Origin of the sequence: Pseudomonas sp. 21LCFQ010 (assembly GCF_024129905.1) — a bacterium.
Taxonomy (GTDB): domain Bacteria; phylum Pseudomonadota; class Gammaproteobacteria; order Pseudomonadales; family Pseudomonadaceae; genus Aquipseudomonas.
On the sequence record NZ_JAMYDZ010000009.1, the window covers coordinates 20,805 to 34,837 of the forward strand.

The 14,033-nt window shown below is 59.5% G+C and carries 11 protein-coding genes; 8 read left to right on the forward strand and 3 right to left on the reverse strand.

From position 1 onward, the window contains the following. The first annotated feature begins 345 nt into the window (after positions 1–345). Positions 346–1,113 (forward strand): zeta toxin family protein, encoded by a 768-nt coding sequence (locus NJC38_RS12505; RefSeq protein WP_253115037.1) that lies wholly within the window; start codon positions 346–348, stop codon positions 1,111–1,113. Between the two features lie 28 nt (positions 1,114–1,141). Here NJC38_RS12505 and NJC38_RS12510 read toward each other — a convergent pair whose 3' ends face one another. Next, positions 1,142–3,520: a DEAD/DEAH box helicase gene (locus NJC38_RS12510; RefSeq protein ID WP_253115038.1), complete on the reverse strand. Its 2,379-nt coding sequence runs from the start codon at positions 3,518–3,520 to the stop codon at positions 1,142–1,144. A gap of 340 nt (positions 3,521–3,860) precedes the next feature. On the opposite strand from NJC38_RS12510, the gene NJC38_RS12515 reads away from it, so the two are divergent. Further along, entirely contained in the window at positions 3,861–4,319 is a 459-nt protein-coding gene (locus tag NJC38_RS12515; RefSeq protein ID WP_045482277.1) for a transposase, read from the forward strand. 176 nt (positions 4,320–4,495) lie between these two features. Here NJC38_RS12515 and NJC38_RS12520 read toward each other — a convergent pair whose 3' ends face one another. After that, positions 4,496–4,945 (reverse strand): Lrp/AsnC family transcriptional regulator, encoded by a 450-nt coding sequence (locus NJC38_RS12520; protein WP_045482269.1) that lies wholly within the window; start codon positions 4,943–4,945, stop codon positions 4,496–4,498. 196 nt (positions 4,946–5,141) lie between these two features. Between NJC38_RS12520 and NJC38_RS12525 the strand changes: the two genes are divergently transcribed. Beyond that, positions 5,142–6,272, forward strand: a complete 1,131-nt coding sequence (locus NJC38_RS12525; RefSeq protein WP_045482266.1) for an aminotransferase class V-fold PLP-dependent enzyme — start codon at positions 5,142–5,144, stop codon at positions 6,270–6,272. 11 nt (positions 6,273–6,283) lie between these two features. Here NJC38_RS12525 and NJC38_RS12530 read toward each other — a convergent pair whose 3' ends face one another. Further along, positions 6,284–7,192 (reverse strand): MurR/RpiR family transcriptional regulator, encoded by a 909-nt coding sequence (locus tag NJC38_RS12530; RefSeq protein ID WP_253115039.1) that lies wholly within the window; start codon positions 7,190–7,192, stop codon positions 6,284–6,286. Between the two features lie 245 nt (positions 7,193–7,437). Between NJC38_RS12530 and iolC the strand changes: the two genes are divergently transcribed. Genes iolC through iolD form a run of 5 tightly spaced genes read left to right on the forward strand, consistent with a single transcriptional unit; the run spans position 7,438 to position 14,000 of the window. Then, a complete protein-coding gene (gene iolC, locus NJC38_RS12535; protein ID WP_253115040.1) occupies positions 7,438–9,375 on the forward strand; it encodes a 5-dehydro-2-deoxygluconokinase in 1,938 nt (645 codons plus the stop codon). Between the two features lie 50 nt (positions 9,376–9,425). Next, positions 9,426–10,322 (forward strand): myo-inosose-2 dehydratase, encoded by an 897-nt coding sequence (gene iolE, locus NJC38_RS12540; protein ID WP_253115041.1) that lies wholly within the window; start codon positions 9,426–9,428, stop codon positions 10,320–10,322. 11 nt (positions 10,323–10,333) lie between these two features. After that, entirely contained in the window at positions 10,334–11,143 is an 810-nt protein-coding gene (gene iolB, locus NJC38_RS12545; RefSeq protein WP_253115042.1) for a 5-deoxy-glucuronate isomerase, read from the forward strand. A gap of 48 nt (positions 11,144–11,191) precedes the next feature. Further along, positions 11,192–12,028: a TIM barrel protein gene (locus tag NJC38_RS12550; protein WP_253115043.1), complete on the forward strand. Its 837-nt coding sequence runs from the start codon at positions 11,192–11,194 to the stop codon at positions 12,026–12,028. A 34-nt stretch (positions 12,029–12,062) separates the two neighbouring features. Then, positions 12,063–14,000 (forward strand): 3D-(3,5/4)-trihydroxycyclohexane-1,2-dione acylhydrolase (decyclizing), encoded by a 1,938-nt coding sequence (gene iolD, locus NJC38_RS12555; protein WP_253115044.1) that lies wholly within the window; start codon positions 12,063–12,065, stop codon positions 13,998–14,000. Positions 14,001–14,033 lie beyond the last annotated feature (33 nt).

The window sequence follows — 14,033 nt, forward strand, 5'->3', positions numbered from 1 at the left end:
GGTAAATATCTGGAAGAGTAATTAAAGGTTTCCCCCTTCTGGAGTGGCGCGATCAGCGCTAGAATCCAGACGTGTTGTGTAAAACGACATGGAGTGCGAGTGGAGGCAATATGATTGCAGATTCGAACAATCCTCTTTCCGAACAGGCTATTTCAAACCTGGAAGAGCAGATACCTGATGTGGCGCAAAGCGCTACACGGACGGCACATCTACGTGCTCTCGCAGCGGGCTATACCGTACTTAAGGTCGAAGGGGCATTTATCGTTGCGTCTCAGGCCGACGGATCACGTCAAGTGCTAGGTGAAACGAAGCCACGGCGCAGGGTCAAACTTGGTGAGGTCGTGAATGTCAGGCGGGTTGACTCGAGTACCGGTGCCTAGGTTACGGGTATTCGCCGGGCCCAACGGGTCAGGCAAAAGCACTATCAAGGATCAGATTCCACCGAACCTCATCGGCATTTATGTGAATGCCGATGAGATCGAGAAAACGGTCAGATCATCAGGGCTACTCGATCTCGAGCTTTTTGGTATCACTACCAGTTCTCATGATCTGAAAGCATTCTTCACAGGTCACGCGCTGGTTGCCAAAGCCGGTTTACAGACTCAATCGTTGAGAGTGGGTCTGAATGGCCATTGCATCGATTTCAGCGCTGTGGACATGAACTCCTACATAGCCTCGGTGACGGCTGATTTTATCCGCCATCAGCTTCTGACGACCAAAATTAGTTTTACGTTTGAGACCGTCATGTCCTCGCGGGACAAAGTTGAGTTTATTAAGCACGCACAATGTAGTGGTTATCGAACCTATCTTTATTTTGTGGCTACTGAATCGCCGGATATCAACATCAACCGAGTAGCCAACCGCGTAGGAGAAGGGGGGCATGACGTTCCTCTGGACAAGATTGTCCAGCGCTACTACCGCTCGCTTGAGCTCCTGCCTTCAGCAATTGCTGTTTCCAACAGAGCCTTCATTTTTGATAACTCTGGAGATGAGTCTGTCTTCATGGCTGAGGTCACTGATGGGACGGTTTTGCAGTTTTATCGTGAAGATGTTCCGGACTGGTTCATCGGGGCCTATTTGGATAAGGTCTCGGATGCTGATGCTATTGAATGAGATGCTTGCGCATCTCTTCGTTAAATGATCAAAGCAACGTCAACGTCTGCCCCGCATCCTCCAGCCTATAACCCATCGCCCTGTATCCTGCCTTGCGCTTTTCCCACATACGCATCAAAGCCGCATGACCTTCGTCAACGAAGTCGATGACATACACGTCTGCCTTGCTGGCGTGGCTCCGGTGCAGTCGGCCGGCATATTGCTGAAGCATTCCCCGCCAGGAAATGGGCATGGCCAACACCAGCGTATCCAGTGGTGGATGATCAAAGCCTTCGCCGATAAGCGTACCGGTGGCCAGTAGCACTCGCGGTGTTTCTGGGGGGAGGGCTTCCAGCTCAATGATTAACGAGGCCCGCTGTTTTTTTGGGATCCGCCCGTGAAGGGTAAAAAGATTCGCCACCTGTTGCCTGAGCGCGCTATCCAGAATCGCGACGTGTTCGGTACGTTGTGTCAGCACCAGTATTTTTCTGCCTTGCCGGTAGGCGTTCACCACCTCTGAGACAATTGCTGCCGTTCGCTGCGAGTCTTCGGCCAGCCGCTTGAAAATATCCTGAATACCCGCCCCTTCGGGCACCACAATCGGTGCGGCTAATGATCGGGGCACCACTGACAGATCATGCGGTGCCGTGGCTGGGCGAGCAGCCGTATGCCTTATCGGGCCGCATTGCATGAAGATGATCGGTTGCTGACCGTCGCGGCGCGTCGGTGTTGCAGTGAGCCCCAGCACATAGCGCGCAGGAGCGCTGCGTAGCAAGGCTTCGAACGACACAGCCGAAAGGTGATGGCATTCATCAACGATGATCTGCCCGTAGTCCTTCACCAAATCGCTGATCACTCCCTTGCGCGACAGTGACTGCATTACGGCGATGTCGATCCGCCCGGTTGTCTTGGACTTTCCGCCGCCGAGGATGCCGACCATTTCTTTGCCGACGCCTAGAAAGGTCTGCAAGCGCTCCTGCCACTGTCTGAGCAACTCGGTGCGATGGACGAGGATCAAGGTATTTACACCTCGTCTGGCGATTATCGCAGCGGCCGTTACGGTCTTGCCGAATGCCGTTGGCGCGCAAAGGATGCCGGTATCGTGGGGCAGCATCGAGTTGATGGCAGCCTGCTGGTCATCACGAAGATTTCCCAGAAAACTCACATCGAGCGCGCGACCCGCAAAGCGCTCATCCTGAATCACCGCAGTGATCTTGTGTTCATCCAGGATCTCCTGCACGGCATCCCGGCAACCACGGGGCAGGGCGATATGTTGCGGGTAATTCTGTGCACACCCGATGACTCTGGGTTTGTTCCAGACCGACAGGCGCATGGCTTGGGCTTTATAGAATTCCGGGTTCTGGAAGGCCGCCAGGCGTATCAACTGATTGGCCAGCGGTTGAGGTAACTGCGATTTCTCGAAATAGATCATGTTGGCCAGCGTGATATCGAGTTGCTTCGGCAATGGGCAATCGAGGGCGTGTGAGGCTGTCCGCTCAGCCTTCCAGGGTTGAGTGTTGGTCTCGTCATCAAGATAAGCGACTGTCACCGGATCACGATGGCCGATGGCTTGGGTAATGGCGGCTTGAATACGTTCTGGTGCCAGGCGTTCAATCGAGGCGAGAAAAGCCCACTGATCAGACCATGGTTGCAGTGAGTCGTCGACGAACACACTGCGGTTATCGGCTCTGGCGCGTTTTTGCAGAGGCAGCGCGATCAGGTTTCCGAAGCCACCTTTAGGCATGTAGTCCTGATTGGGAAACAGGCGGTCATAGGAGCTGAGTGCAAGTTGGCGGGTACGCTCGCATGCATGACTGATGATTGCTGCACCAAGGCGACGAGCATCGCTGGCGGGCACAGGCTGCTGAAAAAAGATCCAGGCATGCGCACCGTTGCCTGAGCGTGATATTTCGAGTGCAACCGGAACGTCCAGTGCACGACATGACTGCACGAAGGCAATTGCATCATCGCGCCATTCGGCCTCGTCGAAGTCGGCGGCCAGAAAGTAGCAGGTGTCGTCTGTCAGCAGCGGGTAGACGCCGGCTACTAAAGCACCGGCGAGATGCTTATAGATCAGTTCATCGGTAACGGGCAGCAATTGGCGCTGCGTGCAGTCGCCGCATTTGATTCGGGGCTTTTCGCATACACCAGGCCGCCATTCATTTGCACAGGCGGGTGCGTATCCGCAGTTGCCGTTCTTGCTTTCCCAGCGCAGTGGGTAGATATCCGTGCGCCCTCTGAACAGGCTACGGAACAGCGCAAGTTTGGCGTCTGTGTCGAGTGCAGGTGAAGCGTCTGTGTGAATTGGTTCAGGCGATGTTTGTACGGGCACTACGGGTAGCTGCCAATCGATGCCGTGCTTTTCCAGCAATGCGATCAGCCTTGCGTTTTCAGCCTGTAGTTCTGCCAGCAGACTGGTATTACTCACCACGTCGGCCTTTTTCGTTATGCGCGGAGTGTCAGGCTATCAGCCTGCGGTCGGGTGTTGAATACCTGAAAGGCCCAGGGGCAATAATGCTGCGTTACATCCGCAGCAGATGTGTTTTCTTCACTGGCCCTTTCGGCGGCAAGCCACCTCCCACCGGGTTTGTGTCGTACCTGCTACTTGAGTAAGACACAAATCCGGTGGGAGTGGCCGGCCGGCGCTCCGGGCAGCCGACGACAGCGTCACTGGCCTCGGTAAGGCAACATTCTGGAAAAATCCAGGCCGCCGAAGATCCTGCGCGCCACTTACCTTCTGCTGTTTACCCAAAAGCAAGGAGCAGGGGATGTCTGGCAGGTTTTGTTCGGGCTCGCTACGCAGGGGGCGTGTATCCATCAGCGGCCAGGTTTACCTGGTGACAACCGTGACATTGGGCCGGTCCCGGTTGTTCAATGACTGGCGACTGGGCCGATTGGTGGTTGCAGAACTGCGTCATGCGCAGGATCTGGGGTTGGTCCGTTCGTTGGCCTGGGTGGTGATGCCGGATCATTTGCACTGGATGTTTGAATTACGTAGCGGGACGCTCACGCAAGTGATGCGCCGGGTCAAATCCAGAAGCGCGATTGCCCTTAACAGGGCCATAGGTGGACAGGGGTGTTTGTGGCAGGAGGGTTTTCATGACAAGGCATTACGCAGAGAAGAGGAACTGCTTGATACCGCCCGCTACATCATTGCCAATCCGCTGCGAGCCGGGCTGGTGCGCACTGTCAGTGATTATCCGTTGTGGGATGCAGTGTGGTTGTAAGCCGATGAATCACATCAGTAGGCCCGCCCTCTTCGGCGGCAACCGGAGCGCCGGCCGGCCACTCCCACCGGTCCGGCGTGATGCCTGCTACTTGAGTTCGCCGCGAGCTCGGTGGGAGTTGGCTCAGCCGACGAATGCAGCGCATCGCGCTGCCAGCCAGTCTGACCACCGGAGCGCTACAACGGCAACGACGTCGTCGATTTGATCTGCTCCATCGCGAAGCTGGAGCTGATGTCGGTAATGCCCGGTATCTGGATCAGCTGTTTGTACACCACGTCGTACCCCGCGATATCCGGCACCACCAGCCGCAGCAGGTAATCCGTCACGCCGGCCATGCGGTACAGCTCGACCACTTCCCTGATTTCGCTGACCCGCCGGTGGAAGGTCTCCAGCCATTCCAGATCGTGGCGGCTGGTGCGCACGAAGGCGAATACCGTGACCGGCACGCCAACTTGCTTGGGGCTCAGCAGCGCCACGCGCTTGAGGATCACGCCGGTTTCTTCCAGCTTCTGGATGCGTCGCCAGCAGGCGGTGTTGCTCAGCCCGACCCGCTCGGCGATGTTGGCCAGGGCGATGGTGCAGTCCTGTTGCAGCAGTTCCAGAATCGCTTTATCGAATTTATCCACTCAGTCACCTTCAGGTGTCGCTTGGCCTGGATTTACCCATTAAGCCCGGTTGTGGAATTCTATTTCTTTTTATTGTATTTAACCGGAATAAGTTTCTATAAAAGGTCAATTCCGTTCTTTATTTATCAATCGGTTTTCCTGGGTTCGGCTCTATCATTTTTCCATCCTTCACCGACCCGGTTATCCGTGAACGCCCATGTCTGAACTCTATTTCGATTACGCCGCTACCACCCCCATCGATGATCGTGTCGTCACTGACATGCTGGCCTACATGGGCCAGCGCGCGGTTTTTGGTAACCCCGCTTCCAGTTCTCATCAACATGGCCTGCAGGCGCGCCTGGCCGTGGAGCAGGCACGTCAACAGGTGGCGGCGCTGATCGGCGCCAAGCCTGAGCAGATGGTCTGGACTTCCGGCGCGACCGAATCCAACAACCTGGCGCTCAAAGGTGTCTGCGCGATGGCGCCCGAAGGGCGGCGTCATCTGATCAGCAGTTGCATCGAGCACAAGGCGGTGATCGACAGCGTCAGGCAGCTGGAGCAGCAGGGCCATGAAGTGACCTGGCTCAAGCCCGGCAGCGATGGTCTGATTCACCCGCAGATGGTCGCTGATGCGTTGCGTGAAGACACGCTGTTGGTGTCACTGATGCTGGTCAACAACGAGCTGGGCACCCTGACTGATGTTCAGCGCATCGGCCAGATCGTGCGTGCGCATGGCGCGCTGTTGCATGTCGATGCGGCGCAGGCGACTGGCAAGGTGGCCATCGACCTGGCCAGCCTGGCGGTGGACCTGATGTCCATTTCGGCGCACAAGACCTATGGCCCCAAGGGCATTGGTGCTCTATATGTCGGCGAGCGTGCCCGTGGTGTGTTGGAGGCGCAGATTCATGGCGGCGGGCATGAGCAGGGGCTGCGCTCCGGCACCCTGGCCACCCACCAGATCGTCGGTATGGGCCGTGCCTATGCCTTGGCGGCTGAAGAAATGCATTCGGAGTTCGAGCGTATTGAGCGGCTGTCAGCGCGGCTGAGCGAAGTGCTGCTGACCCTGCCAGGGGTGCGTCTGAACGGTGACCCGGTGCAGCGTATCCCGCATACCCTGAACGTCAGCATCGAGCGCTTTGCCTTCAGCCCTGCGGCCTTTACCGGCCAGATCGCCCTGTCTTCGACCTCGGCGTGCAACTCGGCCAGCAATGCGCCTTCGCATGTGCTGCTGGCGCTGGGCCTCAACCCCATGCAGGCCGGTCAGTCGATGCGCATCAGCCTGGGACGCTTTACCACCGATGAGGATGTGGATCAGGCCATTGAGGTGGTGCTTCAGCGTTTGGGCTGACGAACACCCCCTCAGTCATCCTCATCCAGATTCAGCTGGATCTCGTCCAGCTTCAACTCCAGGCGATAACCCACGGCCAGGAACAGCGCCTGGCACAGGCACAGGGTGGCGCTGAGTGAGCGAAAGGCGAAGGCGCTGCCTTCACTGACCAGCAGCAACGAGCTGGCCCGTTTGGCCAGCGGTGACAGGGTGCTGTCGGTGATGATCAGCGTGTCGGCCTGGTTGTGCTGGGCGATGCGCACGCACTGCTGGCTTTCCTTGCCGTAGGGGCTGAAGCTGATGGCGACCAGCAGGTCGCCGGCGCGGATGCTGCGCATTTGCTCGCGGTAGCCGCCGCCGATACCGCTGACCAGATGGATGCGTTTGTTGGTGTGCTGCAGGTTGTACACCAGATAGTCGGCCACGGCGAAAGAGCGGCGCACACCCACCACATAGATATTGTCAGCATTGACCAGCAGGTCTACGGCTTTCTCAAAGGCCTTGTCGTCCAGATCCTCACTCAGCCGGTCCAGGCCTGAGCGGGTCGCGTTGATGCACTCGCGAGCCAGATCGGCGCTGGCTGCGCGCTGGCTCTTGTTGGCGATCATGCTGCGGATGCGCTGCTGGTAGTTCTGCACCGGCGTGGTCTTGTGCGTATAGGCTTCGCGAAACAGCGCCTGCATCTCGCTGAAGCCCTTGAAACCGAAGCGCTGAGAAAACCGCACGATGGCCGAAGGGTGGACTTCGCATTGCTGGGCGATATCGCTGATGCGATCGACCATCACCCGGTCGCTCTGCTGGCTGATATAACCGGCCACGCGCTTGAGTTGGCGCGGCAACGCTTCGTAGTCCTCGGTAATCAGCTGCAGCAACTGCTCGACGGTGGAAGGGGCTTCCGGCGTCTGGCCGCTGGTGGGCGATTCGGACGAAGCGATTGGCATACGGGACCTCAATCATCTTGTTTTGACATCGCACGTTACAGCATTCATGGGCTGACGTCGAAAGCTTGCACGTTGGCTGGCAGGGTAACGGATGTTGAGCTTTTATGGAAATTAAATTCCATATTGAGTTTTGTGGAAAATTTATTGATTATTTGTTGGCGGCGTTCTAGCCTGAACGCAACTGGAGCCAGACCCCCTGACGGGTGCGCGTTCCATGGCTGAATAACAATAAACAGGAGCCATCGATGGGTGACATTTCCTTTTCATCAGGCCGCCAGCTGGATGTGATCTGTCTGGGTCGATTGGGTGTGGATCTCTACGCGCAGCAAGTCGGTGCGCGCCTTGAAGATGTCAGTAGCTTTGCCAAGTACCTGGGCGGGTCCTCCGCCAACATTGCGTTCGGTACGGCGCGTCTGGGATTGAAGTCAGCGATGCTGACCCGCGTGGGTGATGACCATATGGGCCGCTTCCTGACCGAGTCACTGCGCAGCGAGGGCTGTGATACCCGTGGTATCAAGGTCGATTCCCAGCGGCTGACCGCCATGGTGCTGCTGGGCATCAAAGATCGTGAAACCTTTCCTCTGGTGTTCTACCGCGAGAACTGCGCCGATATGGCACTGGTCGAGGAAGATGTCGACGAAGCCTTTATAGCCAGCAGTAAATCGTTGCTGATCACCGGCACCCATTTCTCGACCCCAGGCGTGTTCAAGGCCAGCAGCAAAGCGCTGGACTACGCCGAGAAACACAACGTCAAGCGCGTCCTCGATATCGACTACCGGCCGGTGCTCTGGGGCCTGACCGGTAAGGCCGACGGCGAAACACGCTTTATCGCCAGCGCCGAGGTCAGCGCCCATGTGCAGAAGATCCTGCCGCGCTTCGATTTGATCGTGGGTACTGAAGAAGAATTCCAGATCGCCGGAGGCAGCGAAGACCTGCTCGACGCACTGCGTCGGGTACGTGAAATCACCGCCGCGACCCTGGTGGTCAAGCTCGGTGCGCAAGGCTGTACGGTGATCCACGGGGCGATTCCGGCGTGCCTTGAGGATGGCGAGATTCACCGGGGCGTGCGCGTCGAAGTGCTCAATGTGCTGGGTGCCGGCGATGCCTTTATGTCTGGCTTCCTGCGCGGCTGGCTCAGCGGCGACGACGATGCGCGCTGCTGCCAGCTGGCCAACGCTTGCGGCGCCCTGGTGGTCTCGCGCCATGCCTGTGCGCCGGCGATGCCGAGCCTTGCCGAACTGGACTATCTGTTCAACAGCCCGGTGCCGATTGTCCGCCCTGACCTGGACCCTGTGCTCAACCGCCTGCACCGGGTGAGCGTGCCGCGTCGCAGCTGGAATCCGCTGTTTATCTTTGCCTTCGACCACCGTTTCCAGTTGGTCGAAAGTGCCCAGCAGGCCGGCGCCGATCCGGCCCGGATACCACAGCTCAAGCAGTTGTTCGTGCAGGCCATAGAGCAGGTCGAACGCAGCCTGGCCGCCCAGGGTGTGGTGGCAGATGTCGGTCTGTTGGCCGATGAACGTTTCGGCCAGGATGCGCTCAATGCCGCCACCGGTCGCGGCTGGTGGCTGGCCCGTCCGGTCGAGCTGCAGAACTCGCGGCCGCTGGCGTTTGAGTATGGCCGCTCGATTGGCAGCAACCTGGTCAAGTGGCCAGGTGAGCAGATCATCAAGTGCCTGGTGCAATTTCACCCGGACGATGAGCCGCTGCTGCGGCTGGAGCAGGAAGCCCAGCTCAAGGGGCTTTATGACGCCGCGCAGATCAGCGGCCACGAACTGCTGCTGGAAGTGATCCCGGCGAAGAACCATGCTTCGACCCGCCCCGACGTGTTGTATCGGGCGATCAAGCGGCTGTACAACATCGGCATCTACCCGGACTGGTGGAAGATCGAAACGCAGCCCGGATCGGTATGGCGTCAGCTCGACGAGCTGATCACCGCGCGTGATCCGTATTGCCGTGGCGTCGTATTGCTCGGGCTCAATGCACCGGTTGAAGCGCTCGCCGAAGGCTTTCGCCAGGCGGCGAACAGCCAGGTCTGCCGCGGATTTGCGGTGGGCCGGACGATCTTCCAGCAGCCTGCCCGGGCCTGGCTGGCCGGTGAGATCGATGACGCCGAGGTGGTGTCCAGGGTGCGTGAGACCTTCGAATTTCTGATCCGCTCCTGGCGCGACGCACGCGCCTGAGATGTGCCTGCATTGCACCGTCGATAACTCAACAATAAACAGGTGTGGACATGACTCAAACCAAAGTGAAGATCGGCATCAACCCGATCTCCTGGGCCAACGACGACCTGCCTTCGCTGGGCGGCGATACCCCGCTGGACACCATCTTGCGTGAAGGCAAAGAGATCGGTTTTCAGGGCTTCGAACTCGGTGGCAAGTTTCCCAGCGAGCCCGATGCCCTGCGCGATGTGCTGGGCCAATACGACCTGCAACTGGTGTCCGGCTGGTACTCCAGCGGCCTGGCCCATCGTGACGTCGAAAGCGAAATCGCGGCCATCGAGCCGCACCTGCGACTGCTGGCCGAGAACGGCGCCAAGGTGATGGTCTATGGCGAAGTCGCAGGTTCCATCCAGGGCCAGCGCGTGCCGTTGATCGAGCGGCCGAAATTTCATAGCGATGCCGCCTGGCAAACCTACGCTGACAAGATTTCCCGGCTCGCCGAATTCACCCTGTCACGCGGCGTGCGTCTGGCGTACCACCACCACATGGGCGCCTATGTCGAAGCGCCTGAGGACATCGACCGGCTGATGTCGCTGACCGACCCGCAAGTGGGGCTGTTGTTCGACTCGGGGCATTGCTACATGGGCGGCGGTGATCCGCTGAGCGTGCTCAAGAAACACATTGGCCGTGTCTGTCACGTGCATTTCAAGGATGTGCGCAAGGACGTGGTGCAGTTGGCGCGCAATAACCAGTGGAGTTTTCCCGATTGCATCATCAATGGCACCTTCACCGTACCGGGTGATGGCGACATCGACTTCGCCGCGCTGCTGGGCGAGCTGGTCAAGGCTGATTACCACGGCTGGCTGGTGGTCGAGGCCGAGCAGGACCCGGCCGTGGCGCCGGCCTACGAATACGCCCAGAAGGGCTATCAAACCCTGCGCGATCTGGTGGCGCGTCTCTACGCCTGAGGAGGACTGTGATGAACCTGCTGGTCAAAGCCAACAAACAGACACCAACCCTCGTCGAGGTCCCCGTCGATGCACTGGAGTATGTCGATTTCAGTGCCCATCAACTGGCTGATGGCGAGTCACTGAACATCACCGGCGATGATCGCGAGCTGTGCGTGGTGTTGTTGCTGGGCAAGGTCACCGCCGCCTGCGAGCATGCCCGTCATGGCCATCAGACCTGGGAGCACATCGGCGAGCGGCAGAGCGTGTTCGAGGACAAATCGCCTTATGCCCTCTACCTGCCGCCGCACACTTCGATCAGCATCCAGGCCCATGGTCGCGCCGAGGTTGCCCTGTGCCGCGCACCGGGCAACCCCGAAGAAACCCGCGCGCCACGGCTGATCGAGCCGGCGGACATGAAGCGTTCGGTGCGTGGCAAGGGCGCCAACACCCGCTATGTGTGCGACATCCTGCCGGACACCGCCCAAGCCCATTCGCTGCTGGTGGTGGAAGTGATTACCCCGTCCGGGCATTCCTCCAGCTACCCGCCGCACAAGCACGACACCGATGACCTGCCGGCGCAGAGCTTTCTTGAGGAAAGCTATTACCACCGCCTTGATCCGGCTCAGGGGTTTGTCTTTCAGCGGGTCTACACCGACGACCGCTCGATTGATCAGGCGCTGGCCGTGGAAGACAGCGACGTGGTGCTGGTGCCCAAGGGCTACCACCCGGTGTGTGTGCCGTATGGCTACACCTCCTACTACCTGAATGTCATGGCCGGGCCCAAGCGGGTCTGGAAATTCCACAACGATCCGCAGCACGAGTGGCTGCTTGATCTATAAAAACTTTGCATCTTTCACCCACACCCTGCGTACCGGAGCCCAATAACAATGAATCAGCCGCTGCGTTTTGCCCTTAATCGGATGGTTGCCCCTAATCTGACCCTGGCCGATTTCATCGCCTTGGCCAAGACCCTTGGCAGCGATGCCATTGAGCTGCGCAACGACCTCAAGGGCATCGAGATCGAAGACGGCACCCCGACCAGCCAGGTGCGCGAGCAATGCCAGGCCGCCGGCCTGCGGGTGCTGTCGATCAATGCCCTGTACCCGTTCGATGTATGGAACGACGAGCGTCGCGAGCAAACCCTGAAACTTGCCGCCTATGCCCAGGCGTGCGGCGCCGAGGCGTTGGTGATGTGCCCGCTGAACGACACCGGCGATACCCGCTCCACGGCCGAACGTGCCCGTGACCTGCGCACCGCGCTCACTGCGCTGGCGCCGATCCTGCGCGATCACGGTCTGCTCGGTTTCGTTGAGCCGCTGGGGTTTGTCGAGTGTTCGCTGCGCACCAAGCGTCAGGCCGTGGACGCGATCAAGGCGGTCGGCGGGCTGGATGTGTTCCGTCTGGTGCACGACACCTTTCACCACCATCTGGCCGGTGAGGAGGAGTTCTTCCCCGAACTGACCGGGCTGGTGCATATCTCCGGCGTGGAAGACGGCGCGCTGCCGCTTAACACCATCCGTGACGCCCACCGGGTACTGGTCAGCGATGCAGACATTCTCGGCAATGCCGCGCAGATCGAGCGCCTGCTGAGCAGCGGTTACAACGGGCATCTGTCGTTCGAGCCCTTTGCCGCGAGTGTGCACGGTCTGGACGATGTGCAGCCGGCTTTGCAGGCGAGCATCAAGCATCTGTGCGAGCGTGTGGCCGCTGGCAAGGCGGCGTGAGTTTCTGCTCTCAAGACGAACATAAGGTGAGTACATGAGCACGATCCGACTGACCATGGCCCAGGCGCTGGTCAAGTTTCTCGACAACCAGTACGTCAGCGTCGACGGTGTCGAAAGCAAATTCGTCGAGGGCATTTTTACGATCTTTGGCCACGGCAACGTGCTGGGTCTGGGTCAGGCCCTGGAGCAGGACGCCGGTTCGCTGGTAGTTCACCAAGGCCGTAATGAACAGGGCATGGCCCATGCCGCGATCGGCTTTGCCAAGCAGAACCTGCGGCGCAAGATCTACGCCTGCACCTCGTCGGTAGGGCCGGGGGCGGCGAACATGCTGACGGCGGCGGCCACCGCCACGGCCAATCGCATTCCATTGCTGTTGCTGCCCGGCGATGTCTACGCCAGCCGCCAGCCAGACCCGGTGCTGCAGCAGATCGAGCAGTTCCATGACCTGTCGATCAGCACCAACGATGCGTTCCGGGCGGTGAGCAAATACTGGGACCGGATCAACCGTCCCGAGCAGTTGATGAGCGCCGCAATCAGTGCCATGCGGGTGCTCACGGATCCGGCCGAAACCGGTGCGGTGACCTTGTCGTTGCCGCAGGACGTACAGGGTGAGGCTTACGATTACCCGACGTACTTCTTCGCCAAAAGGGTTCACCGTATCGAGCGGCCCCGGCCGAGCGAAGCGGTGCTGGAAGAGGCCGTGGCCCTGCTCAAAGGCAAGCGCAAGCCGCTGCTGATCTGCGGTGGCGGGGTCAAGTATTCCGGCGCCGGGCAGGCACTGCAGCGCTTCGCCGAGAAGTTCGGGATTCCCGTCGCGGAAACCCAGGCGGGCAAGAGCGCGATCGTTTCTGCCCATGAGCTGAACGTCGGTGGCATCGGCGAGACCGGCTGCCTGGCGGCGAACACGCTGGCCAAAGAGGCCGACCTGATCATTGGCGTCGGCACCCGTTACACCGATTTCACCACCTCATCGAAGTGGCTGTACCAGAACCCCGAGGTGCAGTTTCTCAACCTCAATATCGGCCGCTTCGACGCGGGCAAGCTGGACGCACTCGCGGTGCTCGCTGATGCCCGTGAGGCGCTGGGCGAACTGACCACGCGATTGGCCAGCAGTGGCTACAGCGCCAGTTGGGGCAATGCCGTCTCCGAGGCGCGCGAGGCCTATCGGGTGGAGATCGACCGGGTCTACGGTGTCGAATATGCCGCGCAGGATTTCGTCCCGGAAATCGCCGATGCCATGCCGCGTGCGGTGCTCGAAGAGTTCATAGAACTGACCGGCTCCTGCCTGACCCAGAGCCGTGTGCTCGGCGTTCTGAATGCCAGCCTTGGCGCCAGGGACATTATTGTCGGCGCCGCTGGCAGCCTTCCGGGCGACTTGCAACGTGCCTGGCGCACCCTGGGCGAGAACACCTACCACATGGAGTATGGCTATTCCTGCATGGGCTACGAGGTCAATGCCGCGTTGGGGGTCAAGCTCGCCGAGCCGGACAAGGAGGTCTACGCACTGGTCGGTGACGGCTCTTACCTGATGCTGCATTCGGAGCTGGCCACCTCGATTCAGGAGCGGCGCAAGATCAACGTGGTGCTGCTCGACAACATGACCTTCGGCTGCATCAACAACCTGCAGATGGAACACGGCATGGACAGCTTCGGCACCGAGTTCCGCTACCGCAACCCCGAAACCGGCAAGCTTGATGGCGGTTTCGTACCGGTGGATTTCGCCATGAGTGCGGCGGCCTATGGTTGCAAGACCTACCGGGTCAAGACCCTCGATGAGCTGCATGCAGCGTTGCAGGACGCCCGCCAGCAGACAGTCTCGACCCTGATCGACATCAAGGTCCTGCCCAAGACCATGATCCACAAGTACCTGTCGTGGTGGCGGGTCGGCGGTGCCGAAGTCTCGACCAGTGAGCGTGTGCAGGCGGTCTCGCGGATGCTCAAAGAGAACACCGCCAAGGCCCGGCAATATTGATCATCGGCTGCAAATGAAGTGTGCGTTCGAATA

Excerpts from the sequence above, each read along its gene's own strand:
- NJC38_RS12505 (WP_253115037.1), top strand. The coding sequence starts at position 346 with ATGTCAGGCGGGTTGACTCGAGTACCGGTGCCTAGGTTACGGGTATTC.
- NJC38_RS12515 (WP_045482277.1), top strand. The coding sequence starts at position 3,861 with ATGTCTGGCAGGTTTTGTTCGGGCTCGCTACGCAGGGGGCGTGTATCC.
- NJC38_RS12525 (WP_045482266.1), top strand. The coding sequence starts at position 5,142 with ATGTCTGAACTCTATTTCGATTACGCCGCTACCACCCCCATCGATGAT.
- NJC38_RS12530 (WP_253115039.1), bottom strand. The coding sequence starts at position 7,192 with ATGCCAATCGCTTCGTCCGAATCGCCCACCAGCGGCCAGACGCCGGAA.
- iolC (WP_253115040.1), top strand. The coding sequence starts at position 7,438 with ATGGGTGACATTTCCTTTTCATCAGGCCGCCAGCTGGATGTGATCTGT.
- iolE (WP_253115041.1), top strand. The coding sequence starts at position 9,426 with ATGACTCAAACCAAAGTGAAGATCGGCATCAACCCGATCTCCTGGGCC.
- iolB (WP_253115042.1), top strand. The coding sequence starts at position 10,334 with ATGAACCTGCTGGTCAAAGCCAACAAACAGACACCAACCCTCGTCGAG.
- NJC38_RS12550 (WP_253115043.1), top strand. The coding sequence starts at position 11,192 with ATGAATCAGCCGCTGCGTTTTGCCCTTAATCGGATGGTTGCCCCTAAT.
- iolD (WP_253115044.1), top strand. The coding sequence starts at position 12,063 with ATGAGCACGATCCGACTGACCATGGCCCAGGCGCTGGTCAAGTTTCTC.